The organism is Enterococcus sp. B2E4, assembly GCF_030499455.1.
Lineage (GTDB): Bacteria > Bacillota > Bacilli > Lactobacillales > Enterococcaceae > Enterococcus_D > Enterococcus_D casseliflavus.
Genome location: NZ_JAUKPK010000001.1, coordinates 122,556 through 146,559, shown reverse-complemented (window position 1 = coordinate 146,559; position 24,004 = coordinate 122,556). Strand labels below are relative to the sequence as shown.

The following is a 24,004-nucleotide window of genomic DNA, read 5'->3' as shown; positions in this document are numbered from 1 at the left end:
GGGAAAGTAGGAAATTGCTAAGTTTTCATGAAAACAAAATTAAAACGGTTGCAAATACGGAAAAAATTTGCTATCCTAACAAAGAAATGTAAATAAGATTTTCTGAAAATAGAATAAGGGAGATATATCATGGAAAAACAAACAATTACGATTTATGATGTTGCACGGGAAGCGAATGTATCGATGGCAACTGTTTCACGGGTAGTCAACGGAAATCCAAATGTAAAACCAGCAACTCGTAAGAAAGTGCTGGAAGTGATCGACCGCTTGGATTATCGTCCAAACGCAGTTGCTCGAGGGTTAGCAAGTAAAAAGACCACGACTGTTGGTGTCATCATTCCTGATGTCAGCAATATGTTCTTCTCATCACTTGCTCGTGGGATCGATGATGTAGCGACCATGTATAAATACAATATCATCTTAGCCAACTCTGATGGCGATACAATGAAAGAAGTCAACGTTTTGAACAACTTGTTAGCAAAACAAGTGGACGGCGTTATCTTCATGGGTCATCGCATCACGGATGAAATTCGCGGAGAATTCTCTCGCTCAAAAACACCAGTCGTTTTAGCTGGTTCGATCGATCCTGATGAACAAGTAGGAAGTGTCAATATCGATTACACAGCAGCTGCCAAAGATGCTGTTTCATTATTGGCGAAAAACAATCAAAAAATCGCTTTTGTCAGCGGTGCTTTGATCGATCCAATCAATGGCCAAAACCGCTTGAAAGGCTATAAAGAAGCCTTGAAAGAAAACAACCTTGAATATTCTGAAGGGTTGATCTTTGAATCACCATACAGCTTTAAAGAAGGCTTAGCCTTAGTTGATCGCATCATCAACAGTGGTGCAACAGCAGCTTATGTCACAGACGATGAGTTAGCCATCGGTGTCTTAGATGGTTTGTTAGACAAAGGTGTTAAAGTTCCTGAAGATTTCGAGATCATCACCAGCAACAATTCATTATTGGCTGAAGCAGCTCGTCCACGCTTATCAAGTGTGACGCAACCATTGTATGATATGGGTGCCGTTGCGATGCGTCTATTGACAAAAATGATGAACAAAGAAGATGTAGAACAAAAAACGATCGTCTTGCCTTACGGTATTTCAGAAAAAAGCTCTACGAAATAAGCAGCGATTTGATCAAACGATCAGTGGAACAACGCCTTGTTGTTCCACTTTTTGCTTCAGCGATCGTTCGTGTGGGGAGAAAATCTATGGATTTTCTCCTCACACTTTTTTTGCATAAAAAAACTGATCAGCACAAGGCTGATCAGTCATCATTATTGTTGGTATTTTGTTGATTATTGTCTTGCTGTTCCTCATCGTCATCCTCATCATTTGCCGTAGGTGTAACATTGTTGGATGCGTTATTCGATGATGTATTCGACGAACGATTTGTTGAACGGCTAGAAGATGCTTTTCTCCAATAGTCAGCGTAGTTTGCATCTGAACCACCGAGTCCAAATTTGAAATCGACCGTATCTGGTCCGCCAGTGGCCCAATACGAAGTAACGGTACTGCTTGGATTGGTATAGGTCCGATTATCGACTCGCACGGTTCCTCCTGGTTGGGTACCAGTAAACTTGGAAACTTGAGCTTTTTTGACATCACTAGAAAGTTCAAACTTCTGATTCACACCAAAGACTTCTTGGTTTGTTTGATAAATACGATTGATCAAGTAAGCCATATAGTTGGCTGTCCGAGTTCCTGCAGCGCTATCGGTCCCCTTATTGTCATCTCGACCTGACCAGCTGCTGATGGTGATCGATGGGGTGGAGACGACTAGCCAAGAGTCCGACCAGTTGTTGGTGGAACCAGTTTTTCCGACCCAATCGGCATTTCCGAGGTTCCAATCCAATCCGCTGATAACCGATTTAAAGGAACTGGTTTTTTGCTCATCGATGACACTACGCATCATGTCGGTCATGATGGAAGCCGTCGCTTCTGAAAAGACTTGGACAGGTTTGGCTTCATGCTGGTAAAGCACTTCGCCTTCATTGTCTTTGATTGATTCGATGATATAGCCTTGCTGATAAACACCATTATTGGCAAATGTTTGGAAGCCATTCGTTTGATTCAAGACTGTGACATCTGTAACCCCTAATGGCGCTGATTCATACGCCCAGCTATTATCTTCGGGATAGCCCATTTTGCTTAAATAATTTGTGTAGGCATAAAAATGATCGCCTTCTTTTTCCCAAAGATCTTGGAAAATATTTGTCGCTGCGATATTACTGGAAACCTCCAATGATTCACGAATCGACATAAAAGTATTGGTTCCACGGTTTGTGGCATTGACGATCGGCTCACCGGCGTTTTCTCCTGTCCGCCATTTTGCGGCATAGTCAGAAACCATCGATTCAGAGCCCATTAAGCCACTTTCGATCGCCGGTCCGTAAACCAGCATGGGTTTGATACTTGAACCTGCTTGGCGTTTGGCATCAAAGGCATGGTTGAATTGATTGTCAGCATAGTTACGACCGCCAATAAAGCCTAGTACTTTCCCAGTGGCGTTGTCCATCATGACATTGCCGACTTCGATGGTGGAGTCACCCCAGTTGTCTAGCATATAGCCGTATTTGTCGACGGCATCTTGCATCGCATTATAAATATCTTTATCGATCGTTGATGTGACGGTATAGCCGCCATTAACAAGTTTTTGCTGCGCCAATTCGAAGTATTTTTGATAGGTTTCCTCTTTGGCGTATTCTTCGTCACTGACATCATCTTCATCTGCCAGCTGTTTGGCAATAATGTCTTTTGCTTCATTTAACACAGTGTAATAAAGGAAGCTTTGATCCGTTTGTTCAATGGCTTCTTGTTTTTTGAAGTCTTGCTTCAAGTCATAATTAAGCGCCTCTTCGTATTCTTCTTTCGTGATATCGTGGTTACGATACATACTGAAGAGCACGAAGTCTTTTCGTTCTAAGCCAGCGGTCAAGTTTTCCTTGATCTCACCCGTATTTGTATAAGGGCTGTAGACGATCGGGCTTTGTGGCAGACCCGCAATAAAGGCTGCTTGCGGTAAAGACAGGTCAGCTGCGTTGACGCCAAAAATTCCTTGCGCCGCTTCTTGCACACCTGCGATATTTTGCCCTTTATTGTTTCGACCAAAAGGGGAGATGTTTAAATACATAGTGACGATCTCATCTTTATCGAAAAATTTCTCCACTTCCATGGCTAATAAAATCTCATTGGCTTTGCGTTTAAAGGTCGTTTCACTGGAAAGGATTTGTTGTTTTACCAGCTGCTGGGTCAAAGTGGAACCCCCGCTGCCGCCAAAGCCTGTCGCTTCTGACAATAATGCCCGCACGACTGCTTTTAGTACGACCCCATTATGAATATTAAAATATTCATCCTCTGTTGCGATGATCGCTTTTTTCAAATAATCTGAAATTTGATCGGAATTAACCGACGTTCGCATTAGATCCGAGCGAATCGTTGCGATTTTGCTGCCATCAGCGTATGCGAGTTGAGAAGTCTCTGTGATGTCGGTCAATTCTTTTTGTAACTCATCTTTAGAAGGAGCTGCGGTATCTTCCACAAGAAAAGCAAAGTAGCCGGCACCGATCCCTAAGGCTAAAGAACCGCCTAGAACCAGCAAAGAAATAGCAACTAAGAACAGGGCATGTAAAACCCTAAGACTGATGTTGAAATAGAACCAGCCTCTATTTTTGTTTTCTGTATTCTTTTGATTTTTCGTTTTCTGGGACAAAAAGAGTCACCTCAATAAATTAGAATAGATTCCGTGTAATTATAGCAAAAAACAAGGCGCTTGGGTAGCACCCTATCTGTTATCGAAAGAAGTGTGGGAGAAAATGCCAGTTGGTGTTTGTATTGAACCAGCGATAATAAAGGAAAATGAACGGATTTGCCTAAAAGTTTCTTTTTTGGTAAAGGACTTTGAGAGAAAGACTTTTCATTGAACTCTTTTTCAGTTAAGATGAACAATGAAGCAATTATTAGGAGGAGAAAGAATGAGTACAGACTTTTTTGAAGAGCTAAAGCAACGCGGATTAGTTCATCAGACCACAGACGAAGCAGCCTTGACCAAACAATTAAATGAAGAGTCTGTGAAACTATATATCGGCTTTGATCCTACCGCAGATAGCCTGCATATTGGTCATTTATTGCCTATTTTGATGTTGCGCCGTTTCCAACAAAACGGACATGTGCCGATCGCATTAGTAGGCGGTGGTACAGGAATGATCGGTGACCCATCCTTTAAAGATCAAGAACGTCAATTAAACACACTAGATACCGTTTTAGAATGGTCACAAAGTATCAAGAGCCAATTATCTCGCTTCATTGATTTTGATGACCAAGAAAATCCTGCCATCATTGCCAATAACTATGAGTGGTTAGGGGAATTGAAACTGATTGATTTCTTGCGCGACACTGGGAAAAACTTTACCATCAATTACATGATGAGCAAAGAAAGTGTCAAACGTCGGATCGAAACTGGGATCTCCTACACGGAATTTGCATACCAGCTATTACAAGCCTATGACTTTTTGAATCTTTACGACAACCACGGTTGCTTGTTGCAATTAGGCGGTAGCGATCAATGGGGGAATATCACCTCTGGGATCGAATTATTACGTCGTGAGCGGGAAGTCCAAGGGTTCGGTTTGACTATGCCATTGATCACAAAAGCAGATGGAACGAAATTTGGGAAAACAGAAGGCAATGCGGTTTGGCTAGATGCCAAGAAAACGACGCCTTACGAGTTCTACCAATTCTGGATCAATACGGATGATCGTGATGCAGTCAAATTCTTGAAATATTTCACCTTCTTATCATTAGAAGAAATCGCTGCGATCGAAGCAGAGTTTAACGCTGCACCAGAATCTCGAGCAGCACAAAAAGCTTTGGCAAAAGAAGTCACTACTTTGGTTCATGGGGCAGAGGCTTATGAACAAGCCTTACGCATCTCAGCAAGTTTATTCAGTGGCAATATCAAAGAATTGAACGCTGAAGAGATCGAACAAGGCTTCAAAGGGGTGCCAAGCCATCAGGTAACAGCAGATGATTCTTTGAACATCGTTGAAGTGTTGACGACTGCTAAAATCGAACCATCAAAACGTCAAGCAAGAGAAGACGTTCAAAATGGTGCCATCTACATCAATGGGGAACGCGTCCAAGACCTAACGTACGAGCTCCAAGCAAGTGATCGGATCGGTGGAAAATACGTCGTGATTCGTCGTGGCAAGAAAAAATATTTCTTATTAACATTTTAATCGCAAAAAGCGAACCGCCTTGTTGGTTCGCTTTTTTCAAATTTTTGTAGAGGAAGGGTTTTTGTTGGAATGGGAAATATAGTGTTGAATGCCGCCGGTTTATTTGCCATGATCTTCTTAGGGTATTTTCTTAAGCGGCTAAATGTCCTTTCAAAAGCGGATGGCTCGATCTTATCCAAAATTATTTTGAATGTGACGTTACCGGCAGCAATCATTTTGAATTTAGCTTCAATGCAAGTACAAGTCAGTGCGTTTAGTTTGATTGTGATCGCGTTGATCATTACGATCGTTCAGATCCTCTTCGCATTTTTCTTGACCAAAAAAGAATCGAACACGCTGCAGCAGTTTGCGATGTACTGCGGTTCAGGCTTTAATATCGGCAATTTTGCGATTCCTTTTGCCCAAAGCTTTTATCCTTTAGGGATTCCGCTGATTTCGCTGTTTGATATGGGGAACAGTATCATGTTGGCAGGGGGAACGACGATTTTCATCGAATTCTTGATTGGAAAGCGGACGACGTTTGAACCAGGGAAAATCTTTTTGAATCTCCTGCGTTCGCCAACGTTTACTATTTATCTAGTGATGCTGATTATCCGCAGTGCGGATTGGAGGATTCCCGAAGCGGCATTGGCGCTTGTTCAACCAATCGGGATCGCAAATACGTTTTTGTCCATGTTTATGATTGGCTTATTTTTGGATTTCCGCTTACCGAAGCACACCACCCAAACAGTGATCAAAATTTTAAGCTTGCGGTACGGACTGGCATTCGTGCTGTTCGCAGCTTTCTATGTTTTACCAATCCCAGTTTTATTAAAGCCAGTTCTTTGTTTGTTAGTGTTTGCTCCAATTCCTTTATTCGGTGTCATTAATTCCGTGATTGCTGGAATGGAGGAAGAAGCGGTGGGTTTCGTTTCTTCCATTAGCTTTTTGATAAGTATGCCGCTAATGACGGGTGTTCTGATGTTATTTGGACTCGCTTGATAAAAAAATACGGCAATGAGCAAAATAATCGCTTTACAAGGCGCTTTTATCGATAATAGAGAAGACTAGATTTAGGAGGAAAAGAAAAATGTTGATTGGTTCACACGTTTCAATGAGCGGCAAAAAAATGCTTTTAGGAGCAGCAGAAGAGGCAGCTAGCTATCAAGCTACTACGTTTATGATCTATACCGGAGCTCCGCAAAACACGCGGCGCAAACCGATCGAAGAAATGCAGATCGCAGCTGGACAAGATTTTATGACGGAAAAAGGAATTTCGAATATCGTCGTCCATGCCCCGTACATCATTAATTTAGGCAATACCATCAAACCAGAAAACTTTGGCTTTGCTGTTTCGTTCTTACAAGAAGAAATCCAACGAGCCCAAGCTTTAGGTGCAACTCAAATCACATTGCACCCCGGTGCCCATGTCGGTGCAGGACCAGAAGCTGGGATCAAGCAGATCATTAAAGGCTTAAACGAGGTACTTGAAAAAAATCAAACTGCCCAGATCGCATTAGAAACAATGGCAGGTAAAGGCACCGAGATTGGTCGCAGCTTTGAAGAATTGGCAGCAATTATCGATGGTGTCACCTTAAATGAAAAATTATCCGTTACCCTAGATACTTGTCACACGAATGATGCTGGCTACAATGTCAAAGAAGACTTTGACGGCGTGTTAAACGAGTTTGACAAAATCATCGGGTTGGATCGCTTGAAGGTCATCCATGTCAATGATTCAAAAAATCCACAGGGCAGCCACAAAGACCGACATGCGAATATTGGTTTTGGCACGATCGGCTTTGAAGCCTTGAATAAGATCGTTCATCATGAGCAATTATCAGCGTTACCGAAAATTTTGGAAACACCCTATGTTGGCGAAGACAAAAAGAATAAAAAAGCCCCTTATGGCTATGAAATCGCGATGCTGCGGGAAAAGACCTTTGATCCTGAGCTATTGACGAAAATCATGGCGGGTGCTTAAACGGTTCATTTAACCATGAGCCAGCTTATTATTGGAGGAAGAAAAATGGACTTTCAGTTGCTGATCGATGCCGCGAAACAAAAACTGGGATTCAGACAGCTCTCTCAATTTGCAGAAGCAGGGAGTGTCGCGGCAGCTCTGGCTACTGCAGATGGACAGATTTTTACAGGGATCTGTATCGATACCAGCTGTTCTATGGGTTTTTGCGCCGAACAGGCTGCGGCTGCGCAAATGATCACCGATGGTCAGCAGCGGGTGTTACTGATGGTTGCAATCAATTCGGCAGGTGAGCCGATCCCACCTTGTGGTCGTTGCCGTGAATTCATCAGCCAGCTGGATCCTGCCAACCATAACACGCAGGTCATGATCGCAGCAGGAAAAATCATGACGCTAGAAGAGCTGTTGCCTGTTGATTGGAAAGCATCAAAATAAAAAGAGTCCCCTTAGACCGCTGTGTTCTAAGGGGACTCTTTGTTTTATCGATCCATAGACGAGCTACGTTTTTGGATAAAAAAACTCCTCAACAAGCAATAGCGCTTTGTTGAGGAGTTGATCAATAGCAATGATTAGAATTTTTTCGCAGCAGCTGCTACGCGTTCTAAACCTTCAGCAATGATTTCTGCTGTTTTAGAAGGATCTGCATTGTGGCCTTCAATGATTACTTCTTCTGTGATGTTCATGCCGAACATACCACCGAAAACTTTTTCCATAAAGGTTACAGCGTTTTCCATTGCGCTCATTTCGCCTGAGTAAACACCACCACGGGCATTCAATAGAACGATTTCTTTGTCTTTCAATAATTGGTTCATTGAACCATCTTCGTTATAAGAAAAAGTAAAGCCAGCTTGGAAGATATAGTCGATGAATGTGTGCAAGGCAGCAGGAATCGTTAAGTTCCACATTGGGAAAGCGAAAACGATGGTATCCGCTGCTGCGAATTTGTTCATCACGTCTTGACGGACAGTCATCAATTCTTGTTCTTCTTGGTTTAATTCTTGTTCTTGTGAAAGTTTGCCAAATGCTTCAAATAACGTTTGACCGATATAAGGCATTGGTTGTGCGTACACGTCAAAGGTTACAACGTCCACATTGTTGGTATCAAGATTTTCAACGAACGTATCAAACATTTTTGCAGATACTCCATCAGGACGATTATTGGCTTTAACAACTAAAATATTTTTCATTTTTTTCCACCTTTACTTTAAGTAAGTTTTAATCACAAAACGTAGTATACTATAAAATAATTTTGCTTACAATAAATAAGTACACTTTTTTTAAAAAAGCTGGAATTTTGCAGTTTTTTTCACACAGATTTGGTAAACTTTAGAGAAAACAGGAGGATTTCTATGAAAATATTCGTGGTCGAAGATGACAAATCGTTAGTCAAAATGATGGAAAATCAATTATCCCGCTATGCGTATCAAACCTTTGTTCCAGAAAATTTCGCTGCGGTTTTAGATGAATTCTTGATGATCCAACCTGATTTGGTTTTGTTGGATGTCAATCTACCTTATTATGATGGGTTTTATTGGTGCCAAAAAATCAGGGAACGTTCGTTGGTTCCAATTCTCTTCATCTCCGCCCGTGACGGCAATATGGATCAAGTGATGGCTCTAGAATATGGTGCGGATGATTATCTAGTCAAACCTTTTTCTTATGACTTGCTGCTGGCAAAAGTAAAAAGCCACATTCGCAGAGTCTACGGGGATTATGCACAGTCTGATCGGGCGAGAAGTTTGAAAGCCGGCGAATTGATCTACTATCCCGAAGCATTGAAGATGGTCTATCGTGAAGCCAGTGAATGGCTGACTGTTCGAGAAGGAGAATTATTGACCCTGTTAATGTCGGCACACCCAGAGATGGTCAAACGGGAACGGATCTTAAATCTATTATGGGATGATGAGCGCTTCGTTGATGACAATACGCTTTCTGTCAATGTCGGCCGTTTGCGAAAAAAACTGGCGGCAATGGGCATCAATGATCCGATCCAAACAATTCGCGGAAAGGGTTACGCCTTGTCAGTGATAGGTACGGAAGAATGAAAGCATATGCAAGTGTTCATTTACCTAAACTACTCGTTACGTTCCTAGCCATTTCATTGTTCGTTTTAGTGATTTGGTTGGATGGCTATCGAAATTACCTCGTAATTGGTTATGGTCTGCTTCTATTCGGGCTGTTCATTGTTCTTGTTTATTTGGTAGATTACCTTTCCAATACTGCGTTTTATCAGTATATCAAGCATGGAAGAGCGACACACCGAAGCAATGGCTACCTTTCCAAGCAATGGTGCAAGCAGTTCGATGCCCATGAACAGAAAGAGCAAGAGCGGCTGACAGAATTAGATCAGCACCATCAAAATCATATTCGTTTCATGAATATCTGGGTTCATCAAATGAAAACACCTGTCTCAGTTTTGGCGCTAATGGCTGAAAGTGAAGAAGTCGATAGCTATGATCTTTTGGCTGAAACAGATCGCTTAAAAAGTGGCTTGGCGACTGCGCTGAATTTTGTACGCTTGGAAGATTTCACGGAGGACTTCGTTATCGAATCAGCCTCATTGTTGGAATTGTTAAAACACAGTATCGGTGACCAGAAGCGAAATTTTATTCGCAGTGAAGTCTATCCGAAGCTGATGAGTGAAGCAGATATCACGGTGACAACAGACAAAAAATGGCTAGGTATTTTGCTCTTTCAACTCATCAGCAACGCCATCAAGTACTCAAAGCCAGACAGTAAAGTCTATTTTGAGATCGATCCTTTTTCTAGAAGCTTAACGATCGCAGATGAAGGCTGCGGGATTGCAGCAGCGGATCTCCCGCGGGTTTTCCGCCCCTTTTATACAGGTCAGAATGGGCGGCAAACAGGAGAGGCAACTGGGATCGGTCTTTATTTAGTTGAAACGATCAGTAAACAATTAGATATCGATGTGTCGCTTGTCTCTAAGGAGAATCAAGGCACGACAGTTACCTTAACATTTCGGAGGTGAAGGCTTTCTTACAATTTTGTAAGCTTTCTATCATGAAATCGATAACTGATTGCGGTGCCGCCTGCTAAACTGGTAGCAAAGGAGTGAAGATGATGGCTTTACTAGAATTGAAAAATGTATCGAAAACCTATACAGGGGAAGTGTCTGTTGAGGTTTTACAACAAATCGATCTCAAAGTGCCAGAAGGAGAATTTATCAGCATTATGGGGCCATCTGGCAGTGGCAAGACCACCATGCTGAATTTGGTGGCAACATTGGATAAACCGACTTCAGGTTCGGTGATTCTCAAGGGAGAGCAGCCACTAGAATTATCTAAGCAAAAACTCGCGGAGTTTCGTCGTCGGCAACTAGGCTTTGTTTTTCAAAACTACAATTTACTTTCGCCATTGAGCGTGCTTGAGAATGTGATTTTACCATTGACATTGGATCGGGTGCCAGTTCCTGAGATGAAAGAACGTTCGGAACAGCTATTACGTGAACTTGGGATCTATGAGAAAAAAGACAAACGCATCTATCAGCTTTCCGGTGGAGAGCAGCAGCGAGTTGCGATTGCCAGAGCTTTGATCCATCAACCAGAATTGCTTTTAGCAGACGAACCGACGGGTAATCTTGATTCCAAGGCAGCACGAGATGTCATGGAAATACTAAGTCAGATGAACAAACAGCGCAAAGTCACTACCATGATGGTCACCCATGATCCGTATTCCGCCAGCTTTTCTGATCGGGTCGTTTTCATCAAAGACGGAAAGCTGTATAACGAAGTCTATCGTGGTGCTGATCAACAGCAATTTTATCAAAAAATTCTTGAAGTCCTAGCACATTTAGGAGGTCGCCGTCATGAATTTCAGACAGTTGATCATTCGTAATCTGCGGGGAAATTTTCGAACCTATGCAGCATACTTCGTCAGCAGCGCTTTTGCAGCGATGGTGTTTTATATCTTTAGTCTTTTGCTCTTTCATCCGCAATTGGAAGAAAACTTATCTAATAGCGATACACTTTCAAGCTTAGCTAAGGTCGGTCTATCCGTCGCACTCGTGGTGATCGCCTTACTGTCGCTGTTGTTTTTATGGTATACATTTGTGGTCTTTTTGAAACGACGCAAACGTGATCTGGCGATCTACTTGATTTTGGGGATCGAAGAAAAAGATCTGCGAAAGATTTTGTTTGTCGAAAATGCCCTTTTAGGAACCTGTGCCACAGTATCTGGTATTGGGTTGGGGATTTTAGTGACGAAATTGTTGCTGCTGATTGCGCAAAATGTCATGTATCTAACAGAAGGACTGAAATTTATGGTTCCTATGGAAGGTTTAGGATTGACCTTTGGGATCTATGTCTTTATTTTCCTCTTGATCTCCTTTTTCAGTACTCGGACCTTGCAAGGAGAACAGATCATCTCATTGATCAAGGAAAATGAAAAACCACGTCCTGAGCCAAAAAGTCATTGGGCATTGGCATTTTCAGGAATTATATTATTGGTGGCGGGCTATGGATCGGTCTTTTATTTTAGCTACCAAACCTACTCAATGCTGCCACTTATGCTAGGAGTCTTATTGACTGTTGCAGGCACGATCTTGTCGTTCCATCAGTTCAGCGTATTTCTGTTGAAACGATTAAAAAAACGCCCGACCTTCTTACGAGGGACTCGGATGCTGACTATCAGCGAATGGATCTTTCGCATGCGAGACAATGCGGCGATGTATAGTCTGATCGCTATTAGTACCTCCGTGGCATTCGTTGGGATTTCCGTGATGCTGGCGATTGGCAGTTCTTCTTTTTCTTCGATCCAAGGAATCAGTGTAGCCTATGTGTTTCCGTGGTCTGGGCCAGAAGACCTCGATCATTCTGAGGGGAAAATGAATGAAATTAAAACTGCCATAGAAGAAAAAGGGTACTCACATGTAACGGATAGTGTTTCCTTACTATGGGCCTATGCGAATCTTGATGAATCTGCAGTTATGAATGATTCATTTTATACGACGAATGGCTTTTCAATTATGCGAGAAAGCGACTATCAGAAAATGATGAAACAAATCGGTGAGGAAGCTGATTCCGTTGCAGATAATCAAATAATGACACTTAGTGCTAATTATTCACGTCGAAAACAGCTTCTAGAAGTCCCTGAGAACGAACGCACAAGTATCTATCCAATTGAATTGGGTTCAGAAACTGGTATAAAAAAGGATATTACGATTGTCCACAGCCCCTCAATGCTTTCTCTGGATCACTTTGGTTTGTCAGTTGTGACAGATAAGACCTTTGAGGAATGGCAAGCTCTCTTACAAGAATCTAACGATGATATGGAATCTGGTTTTATTTGGTTAGACTATCCAGAATGGGCTGAAACACCTGAATTGGTATCTGATTTCAATGGAAAGTTAGATAAAGAAAACGCCTTGATCGATCAGCAATACGAAGAACTCAGTCGGGAGTTTGAAGCCAAAGGTGACTATACAGATGAAGAGTGGTCAGAAGCGGCAAAAGACATTCCGATGCGTACGTCTTATACCTCGAAATACCAAGTTTTCCAAGAGAATCGTCAAGGAAATGGCATCATTTTAATAATCACGGTATTACTAGGTTCGGTTTTCTTTATTTTCTCCGCTTCGATTATCTATTTCCGTTTATTTGCAGATTTAGATAAAGATGGGGCGTACCATCGTTCCTTGCATATTTTAGGTGTGTCGCCCAAGGAGCGTCACAACGTTCTGAGACGCCAGCTGCAAGTGATGTACTTCTTGCCAACAGTCGTGGCAATGATCCATTTTGCGGTGGCAATGACCGCTTTGCGTATTTTAGTAGAATTGCCTGTTTGGCAATACTATGGTGTGATCGTTAGTCTCTTTTTGATTTTCCAAATCGTTTTTTACTTTGTTTGTCAGTACCGGTACTTCCAGCAAATTGATCGAATCGCCGATCCGACAGAGTGATTTATTTTTTAGCCAAATCCCTTTCAATCAACACAGATTGGGATTTGGTTTTTTGCTTGCTGCATTGTTATTTTTCTTTCACCAATGAAGCGTTTTAATTGTGTAAATCACCGAAAAGCCGATAAAATTAGGTAACACTGATTCTATTAGGCAGTCGCGGATACGCGGCAAGAATGTGGCAACTGGAAGTCTATTTTTCTCACCGTGAAACGAAAAGACAACTGTTAATGAAAATATTCATGTCGAGTACAGTAATTGCTGTGACCGATGGGTTTAGCTAAGCGATCACTTAAGGGAGGAAACCAATGATCAAACGTTTAGGAAAAGCATTTGCTGTCTTGCTGCTGTTGATTCCTGTTTTTGCTGGTATGCGGGTTGTTTATGGGGAAACCGATGTGGGTGCCAAGCTGATCACAAATGTATCGATCGTAAATAGCCACAACGAGGTCATCACAAGTATTGAAAAGGATGATTCCTTTAAAATAGATATGACCTGGAGTTTGGAGGACTTAGGTGATTTAAAAGCAGGTGACAAAGCGACCGTCACCTTGCCAGCTGAGATTGAAGGCGTTAATAATACGTATGCTTTATACGATGAAAATAACAACTTAGTGGTCAATGTTACCCAAGTTGGCAATCAGCTGACCTTTGTTTTCACGGAATTTGTCGAACAAAATACCAATGTACATGGGGACTTTTATTTTTGGACAAAGTTCAGTGATGACGTGATAGAAAATCAGATCAACAACATCAACTTTGAAACGGCAAATGGGACGCAATCGGTGCCTATTTTTATTCAAGCAGTGGATGATTCAGGGGAGGGTGCCTTACTCACCAAACAAGGACTGTATTTAGGTACGCAACAACCCAAACGGATCATTGATTGGCGAGTGTATATCAACTCGTTTGACACGGACCAAGTGACGATCAAAGATGGAACGTTTATTGACTTTTTAGGTCCTCATCAGACACTAGTCAGTACGAGTGCTCGAGTGGTCTATGGACCTAGCGTTTCCAACCCAACGTATGTCGAGCAAGTACCGATTGTTTTAAATAGTGACGGCTCCTTTGAAATTCCTTTGCGGGATACAGAGGAACGGATCTACATTACCTACAAAACAGAAACGGATGGTTCATTGGAACAATATACCAATCGGGGCATCCTTGATGCTTTGGTCAATGATGTGCCAAGAACAAGCAGTATTACTGGCTATACGCCACGCTATGGTGGCGGTGGTGGCGGAACCGGTGAACCAGGGGAGTCCAGCAGCACGGAACCAAGTAGCGAAAGTAGTACAAGTAGCAGCACGGAACCAAGTAGTGAAAGTAGCACCAGTAGTAGCACGGAACCAAGTAGTGAAAGCAGCACCAGCAGTAGTACGGAACCAAGTAGTGAGAGCAGCACCAGCAGTAGTACGGAACCAAGTAGTGAAAGTAGCACCAGCAGTAGCACGGAACCAAGTAGCGAAAGCAGTATGATTAGTAGTTCAGAATCAAATAACGGGAGTAGTTCTAGTAATAATGGAGCGATTACACATCAAAGTTCAACCCCTGGGAACATGCAGGTATCCCAATCAAATAATTTGCATAATCAATCAGAAAAACAGCAGTTTCCTCAAACGAATGAATCGTCTAATCATTTATGGATTGCAATAGGAATGGTTTTAGCAGGCTGCGCATTGAAGTTAAGTTGGAGTAAATTTATCAGGTAGATAGAAACTGACATTTTGGAGGCAGTTTTTTTACTTGGAAGAATAATTAATAAAGACTTATTTAAAGGGAAGATGCCATTTTATTGGGTCTTTCCTTTTTTTTTCGGCGCATGTTTTCTCTGAGAGTTTATTATAATTTCCTTATCAAGTTATCTTGAAATATTCATTTAGGAAGTGAGGAAATGAGAAAACTGGTTGGAATTGTGTTGATTTTGCTGTTAGCGGGATTATTGCTGCTGGTGTTTGGTTTCGATCATACTTCAGCAAAAGAACGAGCCGGAGGGAATTTATCGTTTTCTGTTCAAACGAATCGAGTGATCTATGATGAAGCCTTGAAAGTCATTACGATCCCGGTACGGCCGAACAAAACGCTGACTTCACAAAACGTTTGTATCCGTTTAACTTATGGTTGGGATGGCAATGGACACAGTGAAAAGGTGATTGGTGAAACGTATCTAACAAATGTCGATTGGTTTTCAGGTGTTGAAAACTACTTAAGGATCTATGCTGAGATGGCCATCGATGAGATCAAAAGTGTGGATAAAGTAGATTTAGTTGTGATTTATGACGGTGAAACAACGATTACTGAAAACTTGAAGCCTAGTCAATGGCAGGTAATAACACCCCCGAGCTCTAGTGAGACCACGAACTCTGAGATAAGCGCAAGCTCTAAGGTGTCTGAAGAAACAAGCTCTTCCTTTAGTAGTATCGAACCGAAATTTAGCGACTCTCAATCGACGGATCCAAGGACTTCTACTACGGAAAACACAAGTCAGGATTCTCAAAGTATCGAAAGTAGTCACAATGCAAGTGAGTCAGAAAACTTCAACACCCAACCAGCCAGTGAGAGTGAATCGAGTCAGACAATTAGTAGTCAAGAAACCACCGCAACAACAGGAACAACGACTGTTAGTGAAGCGGCATCTGAGGATCTTTCAGATTCAGAAACGAAACCAAACAAATTAGCGCCGAACCAAAGTCAGTCAAGCAAGCGAAGTGTTTCCTCCGATGATCCCGCAGGCAAACAACTCGCTAAAGCATCGTCTTCAGTGAAAATGGAACAGGAACAACGTACGGAGACAAGCAGTGCTAAGGAGGTCAATGGAGCCGTACTACCGAAAACCGGCAGCAAAAATACAAGTATTCGCTATTTACTCTTTGGTCTAGGCGTGGTTATCCTTACTGTCTTCCTTTACTGGCTGAATCGAAAGTTATTTTCTGATGAGAGGCAGTAAAGAAAAAAGCCGAGGATAATGAGAGAATTGATAACCCACGATTGGAATTTTCTTCCCCAGAAAGCACAATCACATTTTGTTTTACCGTTTTTAACAAAATGTCTGACGATCGTTTTGAGGCGTCAGACTTTTTTTATGAAAATATACAGATAACGAAAGGAAAATTTGTTAAAAGTGATTTGACAGAAAAGAGCGCACGGTGGTACCATCACCAAACACTGACAGCTTACAATTTTGTAAGATGACAAATTTAGGATAAAAACAGCGTTTGCTGATTATACAAGCGAGGGAAATTTCATGTTACAGGCACTTTTGGATACGACAGAAAAACAAATTTATGCGTTTCTAAGTTATTGTTACGAAACGAACAAGAAAGACTATACAATTAAAGAGCTCTCAGGTGTTTTCGATAGGAAAACCAACAAAATGCAGTCGATCGTTCAGCAAGTAGAGGTGTTTCGTGCACGCTATCCTCAGTTTACTTTGACCTATGATCGGCTGGAAAAAGAAGTGTCGATTGCTTTTTCTCCACGATTTCTATTGAGCCAAGCCTATAGTGTATTGTTGCAGGGAACCATTGGGTTTATCTTGCTGGATGCACTCTTTCAGGGGGATTATCATTCCCTTGAACAACTCAGCCACAAAACCTTTAGCAGTCCCCGCACGATTCAACGAAAATTGCAGGAGTTAAATCATGTTTTGGCGAACTATCATTTGTCCTATAGTTTAAAAAAAGGTGATCCTTTAGCAGGTGATGAATATGCGATCCGCTATTTTTATCATCTTACCTATTGGCAAATTTTTGATGAGAAGGACTCACAAGTCTTGGCATCGATCAAGGAGAAAGAGCAGGCTGAAGCGTTGTTTGAAACCCATGCTTCTTATATGAGAAAAATCGATATCGATAAATTTCTTCATCTATTCGCTATCTCCGTGCAAAGAATCCATCAAAAGCATCCGCTTTCGTTTTTACCCAACGAAGTACTGACGTTTGAGCACCCATTAATTGAAAAAAATCAGTTTGATCAGGTCTTTTTGAACCCATTGTTTCACAAGAATCATCTGCCGTTTTCTGAAATTTCGGAGGTTGAACGCAGCTTCTTGTATTATATGTTTGGGGTAATGAACACCTATCTTGAGGAGGATCTCGATGCTGCTAACATCTCGTGGCTGACTCAGCCAAAGTACCAGCAAGAAGCGCAGCTCGTTGAAAAACTAGCCGTGTATTTTCGGTTGACATTTACAGAAGCCGAAAAAAACTATTTACTGGTTAATCTGGTCATGATCCATTCCGCCTCTGGCTGTTTTGGTACGCGACAAAAAAGCGATAGTTTTGGCAAAACAACCGACGAGCAAGAGCTGCAAGCCGCTTTTCCAGTGCTTTATCCAACCATGAAACGGTTTTTTTTGGAAGCGACTGTTTCTTTACCAGCGTTGCGTAGATTACTGCAAATGAATGATCGCTTGATTTTCCAATACTGTATGTTACTGAGAGTTATTTTTATCAAATATGAACAGCCGGTCACGTTCTCGATCCATTCGAAATACGGAAAAACGCAAGAGCTTTGGATCAAGAACCGCTTGATGAATGCCACGCATCGAGCGATGGCCCATTATTCGCTGTCTCAAAAACCAGATTTGGTGATCAGCGATTATCCGATCCATCAGGAATTTTCTGAGGAAGAACAGCCTTACCTCTTTTATTGGAATGGTCACCCAAGCGCAAAGGAGTGGAAACAGCTCAAGCAAGTGATCAAACAGATCAGAAGTGCCAAGAACAAGGCAGCGTTCGCCCAACTGGCATTCACCCAAACGGAGTGACCCCGCTATAAGATCGAGCAAATAGAACTTATAATTTTGCCAAGCTTTTGACCAGCAGCAATAGGGCAAACTTGAAAAGCATCAGTGATAAACGAAGTTGTCAAGAAGCAAAAACAGGAGCATCGATGTTCCTTTTTCGCTTCTTGACTTTTTTTTACAGAGATGGCATGGTATACATATTATCATAACGTTTTTTATTTAAAATCGTTGCAGAAATGGTGTTAGGAAGAAGGGGTAACTTTGACAGAAGTATTAGCACTGCAAAATGTTTCCAAATTGATTGGGACCAAACGAATCATTGATGATGTTTCCTTTGTGGTGGACCAAGGACAAGTCGTTGGTTTATTAGGGCCCAATGGGGCTGGGAAGACGACGATCATCCGAATGATCGTTGGCTTGATGAAGCATAACACAGGATCGATTGCCATTATGGGAAATTTATTGGATTCTTCTTTTAAAACAGCGATTGCCTCAGTCGGAGCGATCGTTGAGAATCCTGAGTTTTATAATTATATGACCGGTTATGAGAATTTGATGCAGTATCAGCGTATGGCGAAGAAAAAAGGCACAGCCTCTGAGCTAGAAGCCCTGATCCGTCAGGTGCATTTAGAAGGACATATCCATCAAAAAGTCAAAACCTATTCATTAGGGATGCGTCAGCGTTTAGGTGTTGCCCAGGCATTGGTCCATCAACCAGACTTATTAGTTTTAGATGAACCGATGAATGGCCTGGATCCTAAAGGCATGCGGGAGTTTCGGGAAATGATTCTTTCTTTAAGAGAAAAAGGAGTTTCTGTCTTAGTTTCCAGTCATCAATTAAGCGATATCGAACAAATTGCCGATCATTTGATCGTGGTGCAAAAAGGAAAAGTCACTCATCAAGTAGCAATGGCAGAGTTGAAAGCAGAGAAAAATGTGTTGATCATCAAAACCGATGATCACTTGCAAACAGAAGCACTGTTAAAAGCTTCCTTTGACGTCGAGGTCTTGCACGTAGAAGACGAATTGCAAGTCACGTTGCAAACAGATCAGCGTTCTGAAATCGCTGCAGCGATCGTGACGGCGGGTATCGGCTTAAAAGAACTACGGACAAAGCAATCTTCTTTAGAAGATACATTCTTGGCTTGGACCGAAGAAGGAGGTTTGTAAGCATGCTGACATTGATTAAAAATGAATGGATCAAATTAACCAAAAAGCGTTCTACTTGGATCATGTTGCTTTTATTGGTTTTAATGACGTTTGGCTTGACCTATGTTGTACGCTTAGGTAGTCCAGAAATTGGTGCCAATGATTTATTTGCTTCTTTAAGCGATATGACGTCGTTCTTAAACTTATTTGTAGTGATTGTGGCAGCTTCTTCAGTGGCGGAAGAGTTTAGTCGAGGAACGATCAAGTTCTTATTGATTCGGCCTTTTTCCAGAAGCCAAATCTTAGCAGCAAAAGCGATCAACACGTTTTTATTTGCGCTGTTAGGGACCGCTGTTTTACTAATCAGTAGTTTAGCAGCCGCCAATTTATTTTTAGCAGCTGAATCACCTTTTGCTGCTACTGGCTACAACGGGCTAGCGGCGATTCTCGTTGCCCTTGTTTTTGCGGGAACCAACTTACTATTGATTGTCTTTTATATTGCATTGACCATCTTTATCTCAGCCGTCATTCGCTCCCAAAGCTTGGCGGTAGGCTTAGGCTTGGGTATGTTGTTTGGAAGCAGCATCATCAACTCGATCATGCTTTTTGCGCAAGAAAAATACCCATGGCTGAAGTGGAATCCATTTAATTTTATGAATATTAAAGAGCAAATACCGAGTGTATTAAATAGTCCTGACATGCAGATGACTGCCTTTGATCCGGGATTGGGCTATTGGGAAATGGCGATCGGGATCCTTGTTTACAGTGTTTTAATCTACCTTTTAACAAATTGGTTATTCAACAAAAGAGATGTCGCATTAAGTTGAGGAAACGAGTGAAAGTTTTTGGATAAATCCAGCTTTCACTCTTTCTTTTTGTGTTTTTTTCTAGTAAAATGATTCATTGAGAGTACAAGAGAAAGGAGAGTTTTCAAATGACTATTAATATAGGAATCGTAATCGTGATCGCTGTTGTTGCAGCATTACTAGGCGCTGTCGGCGGCTTCTTTTTGGCGCGTAAATATATGCAAGATTATCTAAAGAAAAATCCTCCCGTTAATGAGGATATGCTTCGCTCGATGATGATGTCAATGGGTCAAAAACCTTCTGAGAAAAAAATTCGTCAGATGATGCAGCAAATGAAAAACCAAAAGTAGGGTTTTTTCTAAAAAGCGGGCTGATTTTATCAGCTCGCTTTTTATTGCGGCAAAACGCAGCAACGAATCAAAAATGTCCCCAGGGTACTTTTTCTATTTATGTTCTGTAAATAGCGGGGAAGCAATCGAATCTGAATCCAATGAATATTCGGAAAAATCGCAAAATTTAGGCAACAGGTCATAAAGAAATGGAGAGTGTTATGTCAATATTTAGGAAGTTAGGTTGGTTTTTTAAACAAGAAAAGAAACATTATTTGTTAGGCGTAGGCTCTTTAGTCTTGGTCGCCTTGGTACAGTTGGCCCCTCCCAAAGTTATCGGGATCATCATCGATGAGATTGCGGAAAAAGAGATCTCGATGCAGACGATCTTTTTTTGGGTCATGATCTTGATTGCTTCAGCCATCGCTCAATACGTGTTTCGTTTTGTCTGGCGAACGCATATCTGGGGCAGTGCCGCTCGGCTAGAAAAAACGTTACGCAGACAGCTATTTGCACATTTTACAAGGATGGATCAGTTGTTTTATCAAAAGCATCGGACAGGTGATTTGATGGCCCATGCCACCAATGACTTGAATGCCATCCAAAATGTGGCAGGGGCAGGGATCTTGACCTTTGCCGATTCCTTCATCTCGGGAGGGGCAACCATCATTGCGATGGTTCTCTTTATCGACTGGCGGTTAACGATCATTGCTCTATTGCCGCTGCCTTTCTTAGCAGTCATGGCACGGGTTCTTGGTAGCAAACTGCATGATGCGTTTCGTGACTCGCAAGAAGCATTTTCTTCCATCAACGACAAAGCCCAAGAAAGTATTACTGGGATGAAAGTCATCAAAACTTTTGGACAGGAAAAAGAGGACATCGCTGATTTTCAAACCAAAATCGACCATGCCATCATCAAAAACCGCAAAGTCAATTTTCTGGATGCCTTGTTTGATCCGTTTATTACGATCATCATCGGAATCTCCTATGTGCTGACGATCATCGTTGGCGGCAATTATGTCATGAACGGTACCATCTCGATCGGTCAATTGGTATCCTTCATCAGTTATATCGGTATGTTAGTTTGGCCGATGTTTGCCATCGGACGTCTGTTTAATGTGCTGGAACGAGGCAATGCAAGTTATGATCGGGTTGCCGAATTGTTGGCGGCAAAGACCCATATTATTGAAGCCAAAGATGCGGTCGATGCCCCAGCCCAAGGAACGGTGAACGTTCAAATCAATGATTTTCACTATCAAGGAGATGATTTTGCCCTGCAAGACATCCACTTTACTTTGCCAGCGGGTCAGACACTAGGTGTCGTCGGGAAAACCGGTGCTGGAAAAACCTCTTTGATGAAGCTCTTGTTGCGAGAGTATGATTCATTTGACGGGGCGATCACCTTCGGGGGCATCGATAGCAAGCAATACTCCTTGAATGCTCTTTTGGGGTCGATCGGTTATGTTCCGCAAGATCATTTCTTATTTTCCATGACGATTCGAGACAATATCCGCTTTGCGCAACCACGGGCTTCTCAAGCAGAAGTGGAAGCAGCTGCTGGATTGGCAGTGATCCACGAGGATATCAGTCAGTTTCCTGAAGGGTACGAAACGATGGTGGGGGAACGTGGTGTTTCTCTTTCTGGTGGACAAAAACAGCGTTTATCCATTGCCCGTGCTTTGATCACTGATCCAGAATTATTGATTTTAGATGACGCTCTTTCAGCAGTAGATGCCAAAACGGAAGAAGCTATTTTACAACAGTTGCGGACGTTCCGTCAGAATAAAACAACGATCATTGCTGCCCACCGTCTAAGCAGTGTCAAGCACGCAGAAGAAATTCTTGTGATCGACAATGGGAAAATCAGTGAACGTGGGACCCATGAACAATTATTGGCTGCAAATGGCTGGTATAAAAAAATGTGGGACAAACAGCAACTAGAAGCCAAAATCGAAGGGAGTGAAGTCTAATGCAAGAATCAGAATGGAGTAAATCGATTCCCTTTAAAGAGCAAAAAAATATCATCAAACGAATGTTTCTTTTTGCCAAGCCATTTCGAAAAACCTTCTATGCAGCGATCTTTTTTGCTTTTGTGCTATCGATCGTCAATATCCTGTTGCCTTTGATCATTCAAACCTTTATGGATAATTATTTGACCAATCAAACGGCGACCCAGCAAGTCATTTATTTCTTTGCTGCATTGTATTTCTTTGGGGTGTTGGTAAAAGCTGTGATTTGGTTTTTCCAATGGTTCCTTTATTCGATGGGTTCTTTAAAAACCTATCAGTATATTCGAGCAAAATTATTTGAAAAATTGCATAGTCTTGGGATGCGCTATTTCGATCAGACACCAGCGGGTTCAATCGTTTCACGGGTCAGCAACGACACAGAAACGTTGTATGAATTTTGGTATGTCTTCTTGATGGTATTGACAGGAATTTTTGCGGTGGTTTCTTCTTTTGCCGCCATGTTCCGCATCAACGTCAAAATTGCCTTACTGAACTTGATTTTTCTGCCGATCCTAATGGTAGTCATCTGGTATTATCAAAAATTCAGCTCTCGTATCTATCGTCAAATGCGGGAAAAACTGAGTCAGCTGAATACGAAATTGAATGAATCGATTTCTGGTATGCAAATCATTCAGCAATTCCGTCAAGAGGCGCGGCTGAATGAAGAATTCGAAGCGACCAACGATGATTATTTGAAAACTAGATACGCTATGATCCGCACGAATGCGCTGCTATTATCACCAATCATTAGTTTGTTGTATGCCTTAGCGATCGCCTTGTCGTTGACGATCTTTGGGTTTGATGCCTTAGAATCGCCCATTGAAGTCGGGTTGATTTTCGCCTTTACGACCTATATTCAAGGATTCTTTAATCCCATGACACAGATGATGGATTTTCTCAGCGTCTTTACTGATGGGATGGTCGCCGGCAGCCGTATTCTAAAGATTATGGATAACGAAGAATACACGCCCCAGCAAAACCCCGATGCTAATCAAACCATCACCAAAGGAAAAATCGAATTTCGCGATGTCAGTTTTTCCTATGATGGTAAAAACAACGTATTGAATCATATTTCTTTTATCGCCTATCCAGGTGAGACCGTGGCTTTAGTCGGTCACACAGGAAGTGGCAAGAGCTCGATCATCAATGTGTTGATGCGTTTTTACGAATTCGGGGAAGGGCAAATTTTGATCGATGATCAAGATATCCGCGACTTCACGATGGAAGAGCTTCGGAAAAAAGTCGGACTCGTATTGCAAGACGCCTTCATGTTTTATGGGGACATCGCTGACAATATCCGCTTATTGAATCAGGACATTCGTGAGGAACAGATCGAAGCAGCAGCAAAATTTGTTCAAGCAGATGCCTTTATTCAAAAATTACCTGGTAAATACCACGCCAAAGTGATTGAACGGGGCGCCAGCTATTCAAGTGGGCAGCGACAATTGATTTCCTTTGCCCGCACCATGGTGACCGATCCGAAAGTGCTGGTCTTGGATGAGGCGACTGCCAATATCGATACTGAAACAGAAGGGCTGATCCAAGAAGGGTTGGCAAATATGCGTCAAGGGCGAACCACAATCGCGATCGCCCATCGATTGTCTACCATCCGCGATGCCGAGTTGATTTTGGTGCTTGATAAAGGCTCGATCGTCGAACGAGGCACCCATGATGAACTTTTGGCTCAAAAAGGGTTGTATGCCGATATGTACCGTTTGCAGGCAAGTGAAGTTTAATAGTTTTAATAGTAACGCTAACCTTAAAGACTTTCGTTTTTAAGGTTTTTTTGCACGAAAAAAGAAAGAAGGGATGAATATAAAAATAACGAACAACGATTGACAGCGCTT

General features: G+C 42.0%; 19 protein-coding genes. 17 read left to right on the top strand and 2 right to left on the bottom strand.

From position 1 onward, the window contains the following. The first annotated feature begins 129 nt into the window (after window positions 1-129). On the top strand, window positions 130-1,128 hold the full coding sequence (gene ccpA, locus Q1X33_RS00700) for a catabolite control protein A (protein WP_005225798.1): 999 nt from the start codon (window positions 130-132) through the stop codon (window positions 1,126-1,128). 142 nt (window positions 1,129-1,270) lie between these two features. Here ccpA and Q1X33_RS00695 read toward each other — a convergent pair whose 3' ends face one another. Continuing rightward, window positions 1,271-3,715 (bottom strand): transglycosylase domain-containing protein, encoded by a 2,445-nt coding sequence (locus tag Q1X33_RS00695; RefSeq protein ID WP_301969454.1) that lies wholly within the window; start codon window positions 3,713-3,715, stop codon window positions 1,271-1,273. A 262-nt stretch (window positions 3,716-3,977) separates the two neighbouring features. On the opposite strand from Q1X33_RS00695, the gene tyrS reads away from it, so the two are divergent. The 4 genes from tyrS to Q1X33_RS00675 all read left to right on the top strand — a co-directional run bounded on the left by tyrS (window position 3,978) and on the right by Q1X33_RS00675 (window position 7,635). Further along, on the top strand, window positions 3,978-5,240 hold the full coding sequence (tyrS, locus tag Q1X33_RS00690) for a tyrosine--tRNA ligase (protein ID WP_005225800.1): 1,263 nt from the start codon (window positions 3,978-3,980) through the stop codon (window positions 5,238-5,240). A gap of 69 nt (window positions 5,241-5,309) precedes the next feature. Beyond that, a complete protein-coding gene (locus Q1X33_RS00685) occupies window positions 5,310-6,221 on the top strand; it encodes an AEC family transporter (RefSeq protein WP_301969453.1) in 912 nt (303 codons plus the stop codon). Between the two features lie 88 nt (window positions 6,222-6,309). Further along, window positions 6,310-7,203, top strand: a complete 894-nt coding sequence (locus Q1X33_RS00680; protein WP_005225802.1) for a deoxyribonuclease IV — start codon at window positions 6,310-6,312, stop codon at window positions 7,201-7,203. Between the two features lie 45 nt (window positions 7,204-7,248). Further along, the gene (locus tag Q1X33_RS00675; RefSeq protein WP_005225803.1) at window positions 7,249-7,635 is read left to right on the top strand and encodes a cytidine deaminase; all 387 of its coding nucleotides are present in this window, start codon (window positions 7,249-7,251) and stop codon (window positions 7,633-7,635) included. Between the two features lie 134 nt (window positions 7,636-7,769). Here the strand turns inward: Q1X33_RS00675 and Q1X33_RS00670 are convergent, their stop codons facing one another. Next, a complete protein-coding gene (locus Q1X33_RS00670; RefSeq protein WP_005225804.1) occupies window positions 7,770-8,387 on the bottom strand; it encodes an FMN-dependent NADH-azoreductase in 618 nt (205 codons plus the stop codon). 162 nt (window positions 8,388-8,549) lie between these two features. Here Q1X33_RS00670 and Q1X33_RS00665 point away from each other — a divergent pair, with 162 nt between their 5' ends. From Q1X33_RS00665 to Q1X33_RS00610, 12 genes are all read left to right on the top strand, one after another. Next, complete coding sequence (locus tag Q1X33_RS00665) at window positions 8,550-9,245, top strand: response regulator transcription factor (RefSeq protein WP_005225805.1); 696 nt, start codon at window positions 8,550-8,552, stop codon at window positions 9,243-9,245. Continuing rightward, window positions 9,242-10,189 carry a HAMP domain-containing sensor histidine kinase gene (locus Q1X33_RS00660; protein ID WP_005225806.1) on the top strand — a complete coding sequence of 316 codons (948 nt, stop codon included), beginning with the start codon at window positions 9,242-9,244 and terminating at the stop codon, window positions 10,187-10,189. The genes Q1X33_RS00665 and Q1X33_RS00660 overlap by 4 nt, the downstream gene beginning before the upstream one ends. An 89-nt stretch (window positions 10,190-10,278) precedes the next feature. Continuing rightward, window positions 10,279-11,055 (top strand): ABC transporter ATP-binding protein, encoded by a 777-nt coding sequence (locus tag Q1X33_RS00655; protein ID WP_015509524.1) that lies wholly within the window; start codon window positions 10,279-10,281, stop codon window positions 11,053-11,055. Beyond that, window positions 11,027-13,117, top strand: coding sequence for an ABC transporter permease (locus Q1X33_RS00650; RefSeq protein WP_301969452.1), 2,091 nt, complete (start codon window positions 11,027-11,029; stop codon window positions 13,115-13,117). The genes Q1X33_RS00655 and Q1X33_RS00650 overlap by 29 nt, the downstream gene beginning before the upstream one ends. 305 nt (window positions 13,118-13,422) lie before the next feature. Next, a complete protein-coding gene (locus Q1X33_RS00645; protein ID WP_005225811.1) occupies window positions 13,423-14,829 on the top strand; it encodes an Ig-like domain-containing protein in 1,407 nt (468 codons plus the stop codon). 182 nt (window positions 14,830-15,011) lie between these two features. Beyond that, on the top strand, window positions 15,012-16,064 hold the full coding sequence (locus tag Q1X33_RS00640) for an LPXTG cell wall anchor domain-containing protein (RefSeq protein WP_034868507.1): 1,053 nt from the start codon (window positions 15,012-15,014) through the stop codon (window positions 16,062-16,064). Window positions 16,065-16,361: 297 nt separating this feature from the next. After that, window positions 16,362-17,885, top strand: coding sequence for a helix-turn-helix domain-containing protein (locus tag Q1X33_RS00635; RefSeq protein WP_005225813.1), 1,524 nt, complete (start codon window positions 16,362-16,364; stop codon window positions 17,883-17,885). Window positions 17,886-18,125: 240 nt separating this feature from the next. Further along, the gene (locus Q1X33_RS00630) at window positions 18,126-19,034 is read left to right on the top strand and encodes an ABC transporter ATP-binding protein (protein ID WP_034868509.1); all 909 of its coding nucleotides are present in this window, start codon (window positions 18,126-18,128) and stop codon (window positions 19,032-19,034) included. Between the two features lie 2 nt (window positions 19,035-19,036). After that, window positions 19,037-19,840 (top strand): ABC transporter permease, encoded by an 804-nt coding sequence (locus Q1X33_RS00625; RefSeq protein WP_005225815.1) that lies wholly within the window; start codon window positions 19,037-19,039, stop codon window positions 19,838-19,840. A gap of 107 nt (window positions 19,841-19,947) precedes the next feature. Continuing rightward, on the top strand, window positions 19,948-20,169 hold the full coding sequence (locus Q1X33_RS00620) for a YneF family protein (protein ID WP_005225816.1): 222 nt from the start codon (window positions 19,948-19,950) through the stop codon (window positions 20,167-20,169). 200 nt (window positions 20,170-20,369) lie between these two features. Continuing rightward, the gene (locus Q1X33_RS00615; RefSeq protein WP_194185277.1) at window positions 20,370-22,118 is read left to right on the top strand and encodes an ABC transporter ATP-binding protein; all 1,749 of its coding nucleotides are present in this window, start codon (window positions 20,370-20,372) and stop codon (window positions 22,116-22,118) included. Next, window positions 22,118-23,893 carry an ABC transporter ATP-binding protein gene (locus Q1X33_RS00610; protein WP_005225818.1) on the top strand — a complete coding sequence of 592 codons (1,776 nt, stop codon included), beginning with the start codon at window positions 22,118-22,120 and terminating at the stop codon, window positions 23,891-23,893. The genes Q1X33_RS00615 and Q1X33_RS00610 overlap by 1 nt, the downstream gene beginning before the upstream one ends. The last annotated feature ends 111 nt before the right edge of the window (window positions 23,894-24,004 follow it).

Excerpts from the sequence above, each read along its gene's own strand:
- ccpA (WP_005225798.1), top strand. The coding sequence starts at position 130 with ATGGAAAAACAAACAATTACGATTTATGATGTTGCACGGGAAGCGAAT.
- Q1X33_RS00680 (WP_005225802.1), top strand. The coding sequence starts at position 6,310 with ATGTTGATTGGTTCACACGTTTCAATGAGCGGCAAAAAAATGCTTTTA.
- Q1X33_RS00645 (WP_005225811.1), top strand. The coding sequence starts at position 13,423 with ATGATCAAACGTTTAGGAAAAGCATTTGCTGTCTTGCTGCTGTTGATT.
- Q1X33_RS00615 (WP_194185277.1), top strand. The coding sequence starts at position 20,370 with ATGTCAATATTTAGGAAGTTAGGTTGGTTTTTTAAACAAGAAAAGAAA.
- tyrS (WP_005225800.1), top strand. The coding sequence starts at position 3,978 with ATGAGTACAGACTTTTTTGAAGAGCTAAAGCAACGCGGATTAGTTCAT.
- Q1X33_RS00620 (WP_005225816.1), top strand. The coding sequence starts at position 19,948 with ATGACTATTAATATAGGAATCGTAATCGTGATCGCTGTTGTTGCAGCA.
- Q1X33_RS00675 (WP_005225803.1), top strand. The coding sequence starts at position 7,249 with ATGGACTTTCAGTTGCTGATCGATGCCGCGAAACAAAAACTGGGATTC.
- Q1X33_RS00610 (WP_005225818.1), top strand. The coding sequence starts at position 22,118 with ATGCAAGAATCAGAATGGAGTAAATCGATTCCCTTTAAAGAGCAAAAA.
- Q1X33_RS00660 (WP_005225806.1), top strand. The coding sequence starts at position 9,242 with ATGAAAGCATATGCAAGTGTTCATTTACCTAAACTACTCGTTACGTTC.
- Q1X33_RS00665 (WP_005225805.1), top strand. The coding sequence starts at position 8,550 with ATGAAAATATTCGTGGTCGAAGATGACAAATCGTTAGTCAAAATGATG.
- Q1X33_RS00640 (WP_034868507.1), top strand. The coding sequence starts at position 15,012 with ATGAGAAAACTGGTTGGAATTGTGTTGATTTTGCTGTTAGCGGGATTA.
- Q1X33_RS00625 (WP_005225815.1), top strand. The coding sequence starts at position 19,037 with ATGCTGACATTGATTAAAAATGAATGGATCAAATTAACCAAAAAGCGT.
- Q1X33_RS00635 (WP_005225813.1), top strand. The coding sequence starts at position 16,362 with ATGTTACAGGCACTTTTGGATACGACAGAAAAACAAATTTATGCGTTT.
- Q1X33_RS00670 (WP_005225804.1), bottom strand. The coding sequence starts at position 8,387 with ATGAAAAATATTTTAGTTGTTAAAGCCAATAATCGTCCTGATGGAGTA.
- Q1X33_RS00655 (WP_015509524.1), top strand. The coding sequence starts at position 10,279 with ATGATGGCTTTACTAGAATTGAAAAATGTATCGAAAACCTATACAGGG.
- Q1X33_RS00685 (WP_301969453.1), top strand. The coding sequence starts at position 5,310 with ATGGGAAATATAGTGTTGAATGCCGCCGGTTTATTTGCCATGATCTTC.
- Q1X33_RS00650 (WP_301969452.1), top strand. The coding sequence starts at position 11,027 with ATGAATTTCAGACAGTTGATCATTCGTAATCTGCGGGGAAATTTTCGA.